Source organism: Rhodococcus sp. APC 3903 (assembly GCF_030407755.1).
Taxonomy (GTDB): domain Bacteria; phylum Actinomycetota; class Actinomycetes; order Mycobacteriales; family Mycobacteriaceae; genus Rhodococcus_F; species Rhodococcus_F erythropolis.
In genome coordinates, this window is the sequence record NZ_JASDCV010000018.1 from 65,296 (window position 1) to 80,530 (window position 15,235).

At 62.5% G+C, this 15,235-nt stretch carries 14 protein-coding genes; 2 read left to right on the forward strand and 12 right to left on the reverse strand.

The genetic code is table 11. The features are described from left to right. Positions 1-33 precede the first annotated feature (33 nt). Positions 34-1,026 carry a protocatechuate dioxygenase gene (locus QMA15_RS23740; RefSeq protein WP_279164280.1) on the forward strand — a complete coding sequence of 331 codons (993 nt, stop codon included), beginning with the start codon at positions 34-36 and terminating at the stop codon, positions 1,024-1,026. Positions 1,027-1,039: 13 nt separating this feature from the next. Here the strand turns inward: QMA15_RS23740 and QMA15_RS23745 are convergent, their stop codons facing one another. Genes QMA15_RS23745 through QMA15_RS23755 form a run of 3 tightly spaced genes read right to left on the reverse strand, consistent with a single transcriptional unit; the run spans position 1,040 to position 4,318 of the window. After that, positions 1,040-3,400 carry an excinuclease ABC subunit UvrA gene (locus tag QMA15_RS23745; RefSeq protein ID WP_290286866.1) on the reverse strand — a complete coding sequence of 787 codons (2,361 nt, stop codon included), beginning with the start codon at positions 3,398-3,400 and terminating at the stop codon, positions 1,040-1,042. A gap of 52 nt (positions 3,401-3,452) precedes the next feature. After that, positions 3,453-3,863: a VOC family protein gene (locus QMA15_RS23750; protein WP_020909044.1), complete on the reverse strand. Its 411-nt coding sequence runs from the start codon at positions 3,861-3,863 to the stop codon at positions 3,453-3,455. A gap of 5 nt (positions 3,864-3,868) precedes the next feature. Beyond that, positions 3,869-4,318, reverse strand: a complete 450-nt coding sequence (locus QMA15_RS23755; RefSeq protein ID WP_019745214.1) for a helix-turn-helix transcriptional regulator — start codon at positions 4,316-4,318, stop codon at positions 3,869-3,871. A 113-nt stretch (positions 4,319-4,431) separates the two neighbouring features. Between QMA15_RS23755 and QMA15_RS23760 the strand changes: the two genes are divergently transcribed. Further along, positions 4,432-6,390, forward strand: coding sequence for a M13 family metallopeptidase (locus tag QMA15_RS23760; RefSeq protein WP_019745215.1), 1,959 nt, complete (start codon positions 4,432-4,434; stop codon positions 6,388-6,390). Between the two features lie 68 nt (positions 6,391-6,458). On the opposite strand, the gene QMA15_RS23765 is transcribed toward QMA15_RS23760, so the two are convergent. From QMA15_RS23765 to QMA15_RS23805, 9 genes are all read right to left on the reverse strand, one after another. Next, entirely contained in the window at positions 6,459-6,785 is a 327-nt protein-coding gene (locus tag QMA15_RS23765) for a YnfA family protein (RefSeq protein ID WP_003940244.1), read from the reverse strand. 16 nt (positions 6,786-6,801) lie between these two features. Next, on the reverse strand, positions 6,802-7,887 hold the full coding sequence (ugpC, locus tag QMA15_RS23770; RefSeq protein WP_019745216.1) for a sn-glycerol-3-phosphate ABC transporter ATP-binding protein UgpC: 1,086 nt from the start codon (positions 7,885-7,887) through the stop codon (positions 6,802-6,804). A gap of 15 nt (positions 7,888-7,902) precedes the next feature. Next, positions 7,903-9,234, reverse strand: coding sequence for an ABC transporter substrate-binding protein (locus QMA15_RS23775; protein WP_205906822.1), 1,332 nt, complete (start codon positions 9,232-9,234; stop codon positions 7,903-7,905). Positions 9,235-9,272: 38 nt separating this feature from the next. Beyond that, positions 9,273-10,175: a carbohydrate ABC transporter permease gene (locus QMA15_RS23780; RefSeq protein ID WP_097386916.1), complete on the reverse strand. Its 903-nt coding sequence runs from the start codon at positions 10,173-10,175 to the stop codon at positions 9,273-9,275. Further along, a complete protein-coding gene (locus QMA15_RS23785) occupies positions 10,172-11,146 on the reverse strand; it encodes a sugar ABC transporter permease (protein WP_019745218.1) in 975 nt (324 codons plus the stop codon). Before QMA15_RS23785 ends, QMA15_RS23780 begins: the two co-directional genes overlap by 4 nt. A gap of 74 nt (positions 11,147-11,220) precedes the next feature. Then, positions 11,221-12,144, reverse strand: a complete 924-nt coding sequence (locus tag QMA15_RS23790) for a L,D-transpeptidase (RefSeq protein WP_283384080.1) — start codon at positions 12,142-12,144, stop codon at positions 11,221-11,223. 216 nt (positions 12,145-12,360) lie between these two features. Further along, positions 12,361-14,043, reverse strand: a complete 1,683-nt coding sequence (locus QMA15_RS23795; protein WP_290286879.1) for an FAD-dependent oxidoreductase — start codon at positions 14,041-14,043, stop codon at positions 12,361-12,363. 81 nt (positions 14,044-14,124) lie between these two features. After that, positions 14,125-15,006 carry a hypothetical protein gene (locus tag QMA15_RS23800; protein WP_290286881.1) on the reverse strand — a complete coding sequence of 294 codons (882 nt, stop codon included), beginning with the start codon at positions 15,004-15,006 and terminating at the stop codon, positions 14,125-14,127. A 10-nt stretch (positions 15,007-15,016) separates the two neighbouring features. Further along, positions 15,017-15,235: a dodecin gene (locus tag QMA15_RS23805; RefSeq protein WP_003939815.1), complete on the reverse strand. Its 219-nt coding sequence runs from the start codon at positions 15,233-15,235 to the stop codon at positions 15,017-15,019.

Genomic DNA, 15,235 nt, shown 5'->3' on the forward strand with positions numbered 1-15,235 from the left:
AGACAACAGCCCACACAATGGAGGTACAGCGGCGTGAACAAAGACATCGAAGCGAGCAGGCTACGCGTGAGCCGTCGACGGGCCCTCGCTCTCGGCGGAACCATCAGTCTCGGCGGGCTCATCGCAGCCTGTTCCGGTAACAGTGGCACCGCCACGACAACTTCGGCCGCGGCTGCATCGGCGACAACCACTTCCGGCGCTTCTGCAGCGGCCACGTCCGGCGATGCCGTCACCGCACTTCTGGCCAAAGCACCGCAGTGCGTCATGAGCAAGGAAGAGACACAGGGCCCCTACTGGTTCGACGTCGACTCCATTCGCGGCGACATCCGCGAAGACCGTCCGGGCACCACACTGCAGGTGGCAATGCGCGTGCAGGACAACAGCCAGTGCAACGTCGACGGCAGCATCGGCGCGGTCTCCAACGCCGTCGTCGAGATCTGGCACTGCGACGCCGGCGGCGTGTACTCCGGCTTCGAATCCGGTTCGCTGAGCGCCAACGGCGGCGGCGGCGGTGGTGGCGGCGGAACTCCCCCGGCCGGCGGGATGGGTGAACCTCCGTCAGGTGCACCCGGAGGTGGAATGGGCGAACCTCCGTCAGGCGCCCCCGGAGGAATGGGCGGCGGCATGGGTGGTTCCGGCGAGACCTCCGACGGTTCGTACAGCGTCGGCGACACCGAAGCCACCACCACCGACGACGGCACCTACCTGCGCGGCGCCCAGACCACCGATGCAAACGGCATCGCACAGTTCACAACGATCTTCCCCGGCTGGTACATGGGCCGCACCACCCACATCCACGTCAAGGTTCACATCGACAAGAAGACGGTCCTCACGTCGCAGACCTTCTTCGACGAGACCCTTCTCGACGAGGTGTACTCGCAGTCCCCGTACAGCGAGCACACCGGTCGTGAGAACAACACGAACAACGCCAGTGACGGTATCTACGACGACACCGGCCTCATGACCGTCGAGAAGCAGTCGGACGGTTCCTACCTCGCCGTCATCAACCTGGGTATCGACGCCTGAGGTAGGAGCCAGGTCAGCCGCCGACGTATGCCGCGAGATGCTTTCCGGTGAGGGTGGAGCCGTCGGCGACGAGCTCCTCGGGAGTGCCTTCGAAGACGATCCGACCGCCGTCGTGACCGGCTCCAGGGCCGAGGTCGATGATCCAGTCGGCGTGCGCCATCACGGCCTGGTGGTGCTCGATGACGATGACGGACTTACCGGAATCGACGAGTCGATCGAGCAGGCCGAGCAACTGCTCGACGTCGGCCAGGTGCAGTCCGGTGGTCGGCTCGTCGAGGACGTACACGCCACCCTTCTCGCCGAGGTGCGTCGCCAGCTTGATGCGCTGACGCTCACCGCCCGACAGCGTCGTCAACGGCTGGCCGATCGTGAGGTACCCGAGCCCCACGTCGACCAGTCGGACGAGGATCTTGTGCGCAGCGAGCGTCGTCGCCTCACCGTCGCCGAAGAACTCCTCGGCCTCGGCCACCGACATCGTGAGAACCTCGTTGATGTCCTTGCCACCGAATTTGTATTCGAGAACTTCCGCCTGGAAGCGCTTGCCCTCGCACTCCTCGCAGAGAGTGGCAACGCCGGCCATCATCGCCAGGTCGCTGTAGATGACGCCGTTGCCGTTGCACGTCGGGCAGGCACCTTCGGAGTTGGCACTGAAGAGCGCCGGCTTCACGCCGTTGGCCTTGGCAAATGCCTTGCGGATCGGATCGAGCAGCCCGGTGTACGTTGCCGGGTTGCTCCGACGCGAGCCGCGGATCGCACTCTGATCGACCGACACCACGTCTTCGCGTTTCGCGAGCGAGCCGTGGATCAGCGAACTCTTACCCGATCCGGCCACACCAGTCACCACGACCAGTACGCCGAGAGGTACGTCGACGTCTACATCTTGGAGGTTGTGTGAGTTCGCTCCACGAATCTCGATTGCTCCGGTGGACTCCCGCACGGTCTCCTTGAGGGCGGCCCGGTCGTCGAAGTGACGCCCGGTGACCGTATCGCTAGCTCGCAAGCCATCGACTGTGCCCTCGAAGCAGACGTTTCCGCCGGCGCTACCCGCGCCTGGACCGAGGTCGACGATGTGATCGGCGATCACGATCGTCTCCGGCTTGTGCTCGACAACGAGCACGGTGTTGCCCTTGTCCCGCAGGCGCAGCAGAAGATCGTTCATCCTCGCGATGTCGTGCGGATGCAGGCCGGTAGTGGGCTCGTCGAATACATACGTGATGTCGGTGAGCGAGGAACCCAGGTGACGAATCATCTTGGTGCGCTGAGCTTCACCACCGGACAGCGTTCCCGACGGACGGTCGAGACTGAGGTAGCCGAGTCCGATCTCCACGAAGGAGTCGAGCGTTTCGCCGAGCGTCGTGAGCAAAGGCGCGACCGATGGTTCCTTCAGACCGCTGACCCATTCCGCGAGATCGCTGATCTGCATCGAGCAGGCGTCGGCGATGTTGACGCCCTTGATCTTCGACGACCGCGCACCCTCGCTCAAACGCGTCCCATCACATTCGGGGCAGGTGGTGAACGTGATCGCCCGCTCGACGAACGCCCGGATGTGGGGCTGCATCGCGTCGATGTCCTTGGCGAGGAACGACTTCTGAATCTGCGGAATCAGACCCGTGTACGTCAGGTTGATGCCTTCGACCTTGATCTTGGTCGGCTCTTTGTAGAGCAGATCGTTCAGTTCCTTCTTGGTGTACTTCTTGATCGGCTTGTCGGGATCGAAGAAACCGCAGCCGCGGTAGATCCGGCCGTACCAACCCTCCATGCTGTAGCCGGGGACCGTGATCGCACTCTCGTTGAGCGACTTGGTGTCGTCGTACAACGCGGTCAGATCGAAATCGTTGACCGCCCCTCGTCCCTCACATCGCGGACACATGCCGCCGGTGATCTTGAAGCTACGACGCTCTTTCGTCTGACGTCCGCCGCGTTCCATCGTGACCGCGCCTGCTCCGGAGATCGAGGCCACGTTGAACGAAAACGCCTGAGGCGAACCGATGTGAGGCTTTCCGAGACGGCTGAACAAGATGCGGAGCATCGCGTTGGCGTCGGTGGCGGTTCCGACTGTCGAGCGCGGGTCGACGCCCATCCGCTGTTGATCGACGATGATCGCGGTGGTCAGGCCGTCGAGAACATCGACGTCCGGCCGCGCGAGCGTCGGCATGAATCCTTGAACGAAAGCGCTGTAGGTCTCGTTGATCATCCGCTGCGATTCCGCGGCGATCGTACTGAACACCAGCGAGCTCTTTCCCGAACCGGAGACGCCGGTGAATACCGTCAGCCTCCGCTTCGGGATCTCGACGCTGATGTCTTCGAGATTGTTCACCCGCGCGCCTTGCACGCGGATCAAATCGTGGCTGTCTGCAGTGTGCAGGGCAGTCATCGTGTCTCCATCTGTCAGTCGATCGCCGACGGTCTCAGCGCAGTTGACGGTCTCAGCGCAGTTCTTGAATACGGATCAGGTTTCCCGCTGGGTCGCGGACGGCGCAATCGCGAACGCCGTACGGCTGCTCGGTCGGTTCCTGGACGACGTCGATGTCGCCGGCCTGAAGCCGCTCGAACGTATCGTCCAGATCTTTGGTGGCCAGAAGAAGTCCGCCGTACGTGCCCTTGGCCATCATCTCGATGATGGTGCGGCGCTCGTCGTCGGTGATTCCGGGATCGACGGCCGGCGGATGCAACACGATGGAGGTGCCGGGCTGGCCGGGCGGCCCCACCGTGATCCATCGCATCCCGTCGTATCCGACGTCGTTGCGCACCTCGAACCCAAGGGTGTCGCGGTAGAAGTTCAGGGCGGCGTCAGGGTCGTCCTGCGGAAGGAAACTCGAGTGAATGGTGATGTCCATGGCGATCACGTTAATTGCGGTTGTGGGTTCTGCGCTTCTCGATTCCTGATCGGTCTGGTGACTTGTTTGGACACACAGGACGGCATTCCGGCCGTCGACTGCTCGGCCTCGCGCCGATAGACGCTGGGCGGGACCCCTACCAATTCGGTGAACTTACTGCTGAAAGTGCCGAGAGAGCTGCAGCCGACTTCGAAGCAGACGTCCGTGACACTGAGGTCCCCGCGGCGCAGTAACGCCATTGCGCGCTCGATTCGCCTGGTCATCAGGTAGGCGTACGGCGGTTCGCCGTACGCCTGACGGAATTGGCGACTGAGATGCCCCGCAGACATGTTCACTCCCCGCGCGAGCGCCTCCACGTCCAGAGGCCGCGCGTACTCCCGGTCGATACGGTCACGCACGCGTCGTAGTCGCGCGAGGTCCTGCAGGTGCGGATCTGCGGCAGGTCTGCTGGTCACGTATTCGATCGTGCCATGCGGTACCGACGTTGCCCAGCACAAGAGATGAACTGGGGCCTGGAGCGATCACGCACACACCGAGCAGTTCGTCATGATCGTGTAAGGATGGAGAAATGACCACGGCTCATCGCTCAGGCATCGACCTCACCCACCTCGACGGCGACACACGGGCGCAGGACGATCTGTTCGTCCACGTCAACGGAAAATGGCTCGCCGAATACGAGATTCCGGCAGACCGCGCAGTCGACGGGGCCTTCCGGACGCTCTACGACAAGGCCGAAGAAGACGTACAGACCATCATCACCGAAGCCGCGGAGTCCAACTCTGCCGCCGGTACCGATGCACAGCGCATCGGCGACCTGTACTCGAGCTTCATGGACGCCGACGCCGTGGAGGCCGCGGGCCTCAGCCCCATCGACGACGAGCTGGACGCCGTCGCCGATGCGCCGGACCGGTCGTCGTTGGCCACCGTGATCGGACGCCACCAGCGCGTCGGCGTCGGCGGTGCCATCTCGCATTACGTCGACACCGATGCCAAGAATTCCGAGCGGTACCTGATCCACTTCAGCCAGTCGGGAATCAGCCTGCCCGACGAGTCGTACTACCGCGAGGACAACTACGCGGAGATCCGCGAGAAGTACGTCGCGCACATCGACAAGATGTTCACCCTCGCCGGCGTCGGCTACGACGCACAGCGTGTGTTCGAACTCGAGAAGAAGATCGCGGCCGGGCATTGGGACGTCGTCAAGCGTCGTGACGCAGATCTGAGTTACAACCTTGTGGGCTTCGAGGAACTGACCGAACAGAACCCCGGTTTGGACTGGGCGGCATGGTTGTCCGGTCTCGGCGCCGATTCGGAGAAGTTCGCTGAGATCGTGGTCCGTCAGCCCGATTTCCTGCACACCTTCACCGCACTCTGGGCGTCGGAGTCACTCGACGACTGGAAAGCATGGGCAGCGTGGAAGGTGCTGCACGCTCGCTCCCCCTACCTGCATTCCGCGCTGGTCGACGAGACCTTCGCTTTCTACGGCACCACGCTCTCGGGTACCGAAGAGAACCGTGAGCGCTGGAAGCGCGGGGTCAGCCTGGTTCAGGATCTGCTCGGCGAGGCCGTCGGCAAGCTCTACGTCGACCGTCACTTCCCCGCTGAGGCGAAGACCCGCATGCTGGAACTGGTCGCCAACCTGCAGGAGGCGTACCGCCGCAACATCTCCGACCTCGAGTGGATGAGCCCGCAGACTCGTGAGGCCGCGTTGGCCAAGCTCGAGAAGTTCACCCCGAAGATCGGTTACCCCGACAAGTGGCGTGACTACGCCGGTCTCGATATCTCGGCTACCGACCTGGTGGGCAACTACCGTCGTGGATACGCCGCCGAGTACGACCGTGACCTGGCCAAGCTGGGTGGCCCCGTGGACCGTGACGAGTGGTTCATGACGCCGCAGACCGTCAACGCCTACTACAACCCGGGCATGAACGAAATCGTGTTCCCCGCAGCCATTCTCCAGCCGCCGTTCTTCGACGCCGCAGCCGACGATGCCGCCAACTACGGGGGTATCGGCGCCGTCATCGGCCACGAGATCGGGCACGGCTTCGACGATCAGGGTGCCAAGTACGACGGCGACGGCAACATGGTCGACTGGTGGACCGACGAGGATCGTAGCGAATTCGGCAAGCGCACAAAGGCTCTCATCGAGCAGTACAACGAGTTCGAGCCCAAGGAACTGCCGGGCCACCACGTCAACGGTGAATTCACGATCGGCGAGAACATCGGCGATCTCGGCGGGCTGTCGATCGCGATCGCGGCGTACAAGATCGCGACCGAAGGTACCGAACCTCCGGTCATCGACGGACTCACCGGTCTGCAGCGCGTGTTCTTCGGGTGGGCGCAGGTATGGCGCACGAAGGCCCGTGAGGCCGAAGCGCTTCGCCGTCTGGCCGTCGACCCGCACTCGCCGCCGGAGTTCCGGTGCAACGGCGTCGTCCGCAACCTCGACACGTTCCACGAGGAGTTCGACGTCAAGCCAGGTGACGCACTGTATTTGGAGCCGGAGAAGCGTGTGAAGATCTGGTAGCAAGGGCAAGCCCCTGTGCGCGCTTAAGGACCCCCTGGACTCCCTGAGCGCGCACGGGGCCGAAGGCCCTACCGGGCGTACATGATCACCCCGACGCCGACCAGACAGATCAGCGCACCGGCGATGTCGAAACGATCCGGGCGGAATCCGTCCATCACCACCGCCCACAGCAGTGAACCCGCTACGAAGATCCCGCCGTACGCGGCGAGGATGCGCCCGAAGTTCGCATCGGGTTGCATGGTCGCGACCAGACCGTAGAGACCGAGCGAGATGACGCCGAGCCCTACCCAGATCCAGCCCTTGTGCTCGCGAATTCCCTGCCACACCAACCACGCGCCCCCGATCTCGAGCAGCGCGGCGAGTACGAACAGCAATAGCGAACGTGCGACGGTCATGCCGCACACAGTATCGCTACAGACGTACCCCGGTCTCCGCGGAAAAGAAGTACACCTCGCCGGCCTTGGGCAGCAGATGAAGCGACTCCCCCGGTGCCACCGACATCTTCCGATCGACGCGAATGACAATTCGGCCGGATCGGCTCTGCCACTGCGAATCCGGGGCACCCTTTGCATAGACGAACGATTCGGCGCCCAGCTCTTCAAGCAGGTCGGCATCCACGGCCAGCGAGCCCTTTCGCCACGCTCCCACCAGATCCCACGACTCGGGACGCACTCCCACGACGACCCGCTCCCGCTCGGACGCCCCGGTGGGCAGCGGAATCCGCAGGTCACCGAGCACTGCGACGGTACCCTCGACCGGCGCTTCGATCAGGTTCATGCCGGGCGATCCGATGAAGGCGGCCACAAAGGTGTTGACGGGGTTGTCGTAAAGTTCCCGCGGCTTCGCCACCTGCTGCAAACGACCGTCCAGCATCACCGCCACCCGGTCCCCCATCGTCATCGCCTCGACCTGATCGTGGGTGACGTAGACCGTCGTGGTGCCGAGTCGACGCTGTAAGGCAGCGATCTGCGACCGCGTGCTCACGCGTAGTTTGGCGTCCAGATTGCTGAGCGGCTCATCCATGCAGAACACCTTGGGATGGCGAACGATGGCCCTACCCATGGCAACTCGCTGACGTTGCCCACCGGACAGCTTGGCCGGTTTACGTCCGAGCAGCGGTTCGAGTTCAAGCATCCGTGCTGCCTCGAGTACCCGCTCGCGCCGTTCGGACTTTCCCACTCCCGCGTTCTGGAGCGCAAAACCCATGTTCTGCTCGACGGTCATGTTCGGGTACAGCGCGTAACTCTGAAACACCATGGCGACGTCACGTGCTCGCGGCGCGAGATGCGTGACGTCCGTGCCGCCGATCTCGATCCGGCCGTCCGACGCGGATTCGAGACCGGCGAGCATTCGCAGGCTGGTGGACTTACCGCAACCGGAAGGCCCTACGAGTACCAGGAACTCACCGTCGGCGATGTCGAGGTCGAGACGGTCGACTGCCGGTCGATCGGTTCCTTCGTAGCGGTGCGTGACTCCCGCGAATTGCACGTTGGCCATGAGTGTTCTCTCCTACTACTTCGGCAGCTTTGGGGTGATCTGCCGGTCGATGATCTGCTGCAACTGGGTGGCAACGACGGCGAATGTCGATGCGACGTCGGCTTTCTGGAGAGCGATCTGCTCGAGTCCGGTGCCGATGATCTGATCGCCACCCGGGACGAACACGCGTGCGTAGTCCTGCGAGCGCGTACGCGAAAGCTGATCCACAGCGGTACGGGAGTTCGGATTCGCGTCGAGGAATGCCTTCATGCTCGGCTCCGACGTTGCCGACTTGCGGACCGGCATGTAGCCGACGTTCTGCGAGAAGTACGCCGTGTTCTCACCATTGGTGATGAAGTCGATGAACTTGAGCGCGTTCTTCTTACGCTGATCGGAGATCTTGGACGGGATGGCGAGCCCGGCGCCGCCGGTGGGGCAACCGGGAGTTCCGTCCACCGCCGGGAGGAAAGCGGTGCCGAAGTCGAAGTTGGCAGTCTTCTTGATGCCGGACAGGTCACCCGTCGACGCGATGGTCGACGCCAGGATGCCCGTACCAAATTCGTTTGCGATGTCAGTGGAGACCGCGGCGTACTTCTTGTCGTGAATCATGTTGGAGAGGAACTGCCCTGCGGCAATGGTCTTCTCGTTGTCGAGCTGCAAATTCCACTGGTCGGAGTACGATCCGCCGAAGGTCCAGATGGGGCCTTCGTAGGTCCAGCCGAGGTAATCCTTCGCGTTGCCCCACCCGTGTGCCAACTTGCCGTTGCCCACGACCTTCTGCAGCTCAGGTCCCCACTCGTCGAACTCCTGCCACGTTGCAGGCCCACGGTCGGGAAGTCCGGCCTGCGACCAGACCGCCTTGTTGTAGTAGAACAACGGCGTCGACCGCGCATAGGGAAGTGCGTAGTGCTTGCCCTGGAACAGGTAGTCGGCGAGCAACGAGTCGACGTAGTCGGCCGAGTCGACGCCCACCTCGGAGAAGAGTCCGTCGAGCGGCTCGATTGCCCCGGCAAGTGCGTAGTTGAACCACCAGACATCCGACAGCACAACCACATCGGGAACATCTCCGCCGGAGAGAGCAGCGTTGAACTTCTGCGCCACCTCTTCGTAGTTCTTGCCGCCGTCCACCAAGTTGACCTTCAAGTCCGGGTACTTGGTCTGGAAGCGGTTGATCAATTCCTTCTCCACGTCGGTGGACTTACCCGGGTGGTTCGACCAGAAGGTGATGGTGTTGGACTCACCCGACGCACCGGATGTTCCCGCAGCATCAGCGCTGGAACCACCGGATCCCGCGCACGCGGTCAGTGCTGCGCCGGCGGCGATTGCACCGCCGAGGCTCAGAAATCCGCGCCTGTTCATGTTTGCCATTACTGCTCCTCGAGAAAGAAATGTGACGGGAAAAGCTGTCAGCCCTTGACCGCACCGGAGGTGAGGCCTTTGATCATGTGTCGTTGCAGCAGAAGGAAAATCACCAGGATCGGTAGCATCGTCAGTACCGTTCCTGCCATGACGGGACCCCAGTTGGTGAGTCCGTCGTTGTTCTGCAGTTGGGTCAATCCGATCGGCAGCGGCGCCACCGAGGAATCGTCGGACATGAGGAACGGCCACAGGTACTCGTTCCATTCGTTGACCACCGTGATGATGCCGAACGCCACCATCGTGGGCCCGGAAACGGGGAGCACCACGCGCCAGAGAAGCCGCCAGTGGCCGGCGCCGTCCATCCGCGCTGCCTCGATGATCTCCGAAGGTATCGAGAGAAAATGGTTGCGCATGAGGAACGTACCGAAGGCTACACCCGCAAGCGGAACTATGATGCCCTGGAACGTGTTACGCCAGCCCCACTCTGCCACGAGCGCGTAGTTCGAGATCACGGTGATCTGGTTCGGAACCATCAATGCGGCGATGATTCCGAGAAAGACGAAGTTCTTCCCCGGGAAGCGCAGGAACACCAGCCCATAGGCGCTGAGAGTCCCCAGAACGAACTTCGCCGCGGACAGTATCGTCGTGATCACTATCGAGTTCCGCAAAAACATCCAGAACGGAACCGATGTCGTTGCTTCGGAATAGTTTTCGGGATGCAGCGATGACGGCCACCACGTTGCAGGCTGCGTGTAGATCTCCGGACGCTCCTTGAACGAGGTCATCACGATCCAGTAGAGCGGCAGGACGATGATGACCAAGGCGATCACCATTGCCGCGTAGCCGAGGATCTTCACACCGACCTCACGCCGGTCCACGTTCTTGCGATCCGGCCCGGGTCGGACGACGGAAGTCGGAGCAGCGCTTTTCTTTTCCTCTACCGCTGTCATTTTTCTTCTCCCCGATCCATGGCACGAACCTGGTAGACGGTGATGATCAGCAGGATCAAGAACATGATGGTGGCAACCGTCGCGCCGTAGCCCGCCCGGAAGTTTCGGAATGTCTCGTTGTACACCTGGTAGACCATCGTCGTCGTCCCTGTACCCAGCGGGCCACCACGGGTCATGACGTTGATGATGTCGAAGACCTGGAGCGAGTTGAGCATGACGGTGATGGAGAGGAAGAACGTCGTCGGGCGCAACTGAGGTAGGAGAACCCGGCGGAACTTGGTCCACGGCTTGGCGCCGTCGATTTCGGCTGCTTCGTTCAATTCTTGCCGAACTCCTTGCAACGCAGCGAGGTAGATGACAAACGTGTAGCCGAGGTTCTTCCACATGTATGTCACCGTCACCATGAACAGCGCCCAGTGGGGGTCCTGATAGAAGTCGGGCGATTGGAGTCCGACGCGGTGCAGGAGATCCTGGATCAGACCGAAGTTGGGGTCGAAGACGAACTGAAACGCGACACCGATCGCTGCACCGGAGATCACGAACGGCGCGAAGATCGCCGACCGGACCAGGTTTCGCCCGACGAGCTTGCGATCGAGCAGCATGGCCAACGCCAGACCGATGACCATCGAACCCACCACTGTGACCAATGTGAATACCACTGTGTTGGTGACGATCTGCCAGGTGTCGCTTCGTCCGAACCACTCGCGGTAGTTGCTCAGCCCGATGAACGTCGCCTTCGGGTCCGCAATGTTCCAGTCGAAGAACGAAAGTCGGATGTTGTCCACCAGCGGGCGATAGGTGAACAAGATCAGCAACGCGAGATTGGGACCTACCAAGAGCGCAAAGAGCGCGTAATCACGCCATGGTCTGCCCCACAGACCTGGCTTGCCTGATGTGGGCAGCGTTCTTTCCGGACTCGATCTCACTGAGGCAGTCTGACCGCTCGCAACGAATGAATGGTGAACGTACAAGACACTCGAGCTGAACGCGACACGAAAAAGGCCCTGCGCGAATACTTCTCGCGCAGGGCCTTCCTCGTCGATGTCTAGCGGTTCCAGTCACCCAATCCGTCGGCGCCGCTGAGGACTCCACCTGCAGTGTTCTGCACGATCACCGGGTCACCCTTGCCTGCGTTCTCGAAGAACCACTTGGCGTCCTCGGTGCTGACATTGAGGCAGCCGTGGCTGACGTTGGTGAAACCTTGTTGCGCTACCGACCACGGAGCGGCATGGACGAAGATGCCACTGTAGGAAATTCGTGTCGCGTACTCGACGTAGGTGCGGTAACCCTCGGGAGAATCGATCGGAACGCCGTACGTGGACGAATCCATGTACATGTCGCGCAGCTGCTCGCCGACGATGTACGTGCCGTTCGGTGTTTCGTGCCCCGGCTTGCCGAACGACGTCGGCATGGTGCGCACGACCTCACCGTTGCGGGTGACGGTGACCTGCTTGGTGTTGTCGTCCGCGACGGTGACGAGTGCGTCACCGATGTTGAACGTGGAGTGCGAATCACCGGCGTCGACGGTCACGGAGATGTTCGCCGGCCAGAACTGTGCCGGCTTCCAACGGACCTGGCTGTCGTTGATCCAGTAGAAGCTGCCATCGACCGGAGGATCGGTGGTCACGCGAATCGCGCGCTCGGCCGTGGCACGGTCGCCGACTGCCTCGTTGAAACGAATGATGATCGGCTGCGCGATGCCGACTGTCTCACCCGCCAACGGGTTGAGCGACGGCGCGGAGAAGTTGGGAGCGCCGATGGGAGCCTGAATCGGTGTACCCGGGATGCCCGGAACCGGAATCGCCGGATCGAGGTACGGAACGCCGGGAATGACGGGCAATGGAATGTCCGGTCCACCGGGGAAGAGAGGAACGGCCGCGGAAGGTCCGGCGAGAGCCAGGCCGGCAGCCACCGCTCCGACGATTGCCACGGCAACCCGTGACGTCCGACGACCCTGTTTGCTGCCCATGTCACTACCTTCGCTCGAATGACCACGTACTCACGTGGAGTTTGCGCGGCCGGCATCGATACCCGCCTGGTACCGATGCCGATGCACCATCCGGACGCGCCCGCCGGGCGCACACCTACACGCCCGAGCACGCCAAAGAGAGCAAACCGCACATTTCCATAGTCATTAACACACAAATGCGGCAATCGAGCAATTCGGATGTTCGCCCAATCGTTGCTATCCCTCGCTGCGAGCAGCCGCCAACATCGATTCGATGGAGATGAGTTTGGTTCGCGGTCTACCGGCGGCGGCACCGGATGCTCGTTCTGCCTTGTCGATCCGCTGCCAACCTTGGTAGTCCACCTGATCCGGCGACCGATCTGCCAGCAGAACCTGCAACTTGTCAGCGTCCTCGGTCGGCGTGGCGAGGCGCCCACCAGCGAAGTCGTCGAAGATCATCGACACAGTCTCGGCGGAGCAGTACTTGTTGGTGCCGATCACGCCGGTCGGTCCGCGCTTGATCCAACCCGCGACGTAGACACCCGGGATCGGCGTGCCGGTGTCGGTGTCGATCACGCGGCCGTTCTCGTTGGGGATCACGCCGCGAGCGTCGTCGAAGGGCAAGTCGGCCATCGGTGTGCCGCGGTATCCGACCGACCGAAGCACCAGGGAGGTGTCGATCGTCTCCTCGGTTTCGGTAGGCCGGGCGGAGAGCTGACCGGTCGGCGTTGCCACCAATTCGTTATTCACGATCCTCACCTGTGAGACTGCACCGTCGCCGAGGACCTCGACGGGAGAGGTGAGGAACCGGAGAACGATCCGCTTGCGAGAAGGATCTGCGGTACGGGAAGCAAATTCCTGCGCCTGCTTGACCTTGAGCAGCACGGACGGCTCCGCGGCATCGCTGTCCACGAACGCCTGACTGGCCTCGTCGAGTTCGGCTTCGATCGGGTCGACGACTACGTCCACGTTTGCCATCTGTCCGAGGGCCAACAGTTCGGGATTGGTGTACGCGGCCTGCGCCGGCCCGCGCCGCCCGAGAATGACGACCTCGCGAATCTTGCTGTTACGCAGCGCTTCCAATGCATGCTCGGCGAGGTCCGTCTTCGCGAGCTGGTCCGGGTCGGTCACCAGGATGCGAGCGACGTCGAGTGCGACGTTGCCGTTTCCGACGATCACCGCTCGCTCGCCGGACAGATCGAAAGTCCGATCGGCATATCCCGGGTGGCCGTTGTACCAGGCGACGAACTCGGTGGCAGCGTGACTTCCCGGCAGTTCCTCGCCCGGGATCTCGAGCTTGCGATCCCCGGCAGCGCCGACCGCGTAGATCACTGCGTGGTGATGGTCCAAGAGTTCCGAATGCGAGATGTGGGTACCCACCTCGACGTTGAAGTGGCAGCGCACGGTCTTTTTCGCGACCACGGCGCGGAACTGGTCGGTGACGCCTTTGGTTCCGGGATGATCCGGCGCCACGCCGGCGCGCACCAATCCGTAGGGAGTGGGAAGCCGATCGAACATGTCGACCTCCACGCGAGGCTTGCCGGTCAGTTCCATCGCCGCATAGCAGGCTGCGGGGCCGGAGCCGATGATCGCCACTTTCAGCGTTCCCAGTTCGGGATCGATCTTGGCCATCGTGATCGGCTCGGGCCAATCCGGGCCCATCGGATGCTTCTCGAAGTACGACGCGTTCATCTGCAGGTACGGCGCGTCGTCCTCGTCGAGTTCGTTGTCCGGGAAGATCGCCTCGACCGGGCACTCGTCCACACACGCACCACAATCGATGCAGGTGTCGGGATCGATGTAGAGCATTTCGGTGGTCGCGAACGGAGCTTCGTCCGGTGTCGGGTGAATGCAATTGACCGGACACACGTCAACACACGAGGCGTCGTTGCAGCACGGCTGCGTGATCACATACGCCATGACATTCCCCTATCCCTGAAACACGAAGCACGAACTGATTCCCAGACTATAACGTGTTCCAATTTGGCGCGAGAATCGTTTTCAGATCACCCCATTGCGCTTCAGCAGCCATACCGCCTGCACGGTGGCGTGACCTCGCCATTCCAACGCCGCGGCGGGCGAATAGCTGTCGAAATCCACCGCCCAACCGCCGTCGTCGTCTTGCCGTGCAGCGAGCGCGGACAGTTCGGAGTCGATCACCGCTGCATCGAACAACGTGCGGGTCGGACCGCCAGGAAGCGGTGAGAAATCGAGGGGCCGCATGAATTCGCCCTCGGCTCCCCCGTCCACGTGAACCAAGCCGTCAGCCGGGATACGCGAACCAAGAGTGCTCACCAACGACGACGCTTCGGGACTGTTCCGGTGAACCGCGTCGAGAAACTGCAAGGCAAAGGCGAGCTCGAGGGCATGCAGAGAATCCGCCCCGTCGATCGCGTCGAGGCAATATCGAACGGCAGAGGCGAACCACGGATGTCCGGCGACGGCCTCGTCGAATTCGGCAACGCGAGCCGCTGCAGCACACACAATGCTGGTGATCTGCAACGACGGCGCCGACGGGTCCGCGCTCACCCAGAAGGGCGCACACCCGGCTGGGTCGGCAATCGGGAAGGCGAAGGGCAAACCGCCGCCTGCCAGCGAATTGGTCTGCAACCAGTCGCACAGTTCGACCGATCTGGGCGTCGGCGTTCCGATGTCGGCAAAGGCTTCGAAGGCATGCAGCGCTCCGCCAGGTTGGCTGGTTGCCGAGCGAAGATCCGGTTCGAGTCCCCAGCCGTACCCACCGTCCGGGTTGCGATAACCGTCCACGGCCGCACAAGCCGCGGCCCGGTCACCCTGTCCGAGAATCAAATTCAGCCGATGCCGATCGAGAGTCCTGGCATGTCCCGCCATGAACCCGACGGCTGCCGTGAGATCAACACTCATGAAGAACGGTTCAGGATTCGTCGCCGTCGAGCCGGAAGCCGACCTTCAACGTGACCTGGAAATGCGCCACGGCGCCGTTCTCGATGTGGCCGCGAGTTTCCACCACCTCGAACCATTCGAGGTTGCGCACCGTCTCGTTCGCCCGGGCGATGGCGGTGCGAATTGCCGCGTCACTGCTCTCGGTGGACGAGCCGACGATCTCGGTCACCCGGTACACGTTGCTGCTCAT

Coding starts and splice junctions, on each gene's coding strand:
- QMA15_RS23765 (WP_003940244.1), bottom strand. CDS start 6,785: ATGACCGTCGCACGTTCGCTATTGCTGTTCGTACTCGCCGCGCTGCTC.
- QMA15_RS23775 (WP_205906822.1), bottom strand. CDS start 9,234: ATGGCAAACATGAACAGGCGCGGATTTCTGAGCCTCGGCGGTGCAATC.
- ugpC (WP_019745216.1), bottom strand. CDS start 7,887: ATGGCCAACGTGCAATTCGCGGGAGTCACGCACCGCTACGAAGGAACC.
- QMA15_RS23795 (WP_290286879.1), bottom strand. CDS start 14,043: ATGGCGTATGTGATCACGCAGCCGTGCTGCAACGACGCCTCGTGTGTT.
- QMA15_RS23745 (WP_290286866.1), bottom strand. CDS start 3,400: ATGACTGCCCTGCACACTGCAGACAGCCACGATTTGATCCGCGTGCAA.
- QMA15_RS23800 (WP_290286881.1), bottom strand. CDS start 15,006: ATGAGTGTTGATCTCACGGCAGCCGTCGGGTTCATGGCGGGACATGCC.
- QMA15_RS23760 (WP_019745215.1), top strand. CDS start 4,432: ATGACCACGGCTCATCGCTCAGGCATCGACCTCACCCACCTCGACGGC.
- QMA15_RS23780 (WP_097386916.1), bottom strand. CDS start 10,175: ATGACAGCGGTAGAGGAAAAGAAAAGCGCTGCTCCGACTTCCGTCGTC.
- QMA15_RS23750 (WP_020909044.1), bottom strand. CDS start 3,863: ATGGACATCACCATTCACTCGAGTTTCCTTCCGCAGGACGACCCTGAC.
- QMA15_RS23805 (WP_003939815.1), bottom strand. CDS start 15,235: ATGAGCAGCAACGTGTACCGGGTGACCGAGATCGTCGGCTCGTCCACC.
- QMA15_RS23790 (WP_283384080.1), bottom strand. CDS start 12,144: ATGGGCAGCAAACAGGGTCGTCGGACGTCACGGGTTGCCGTGGCAATC.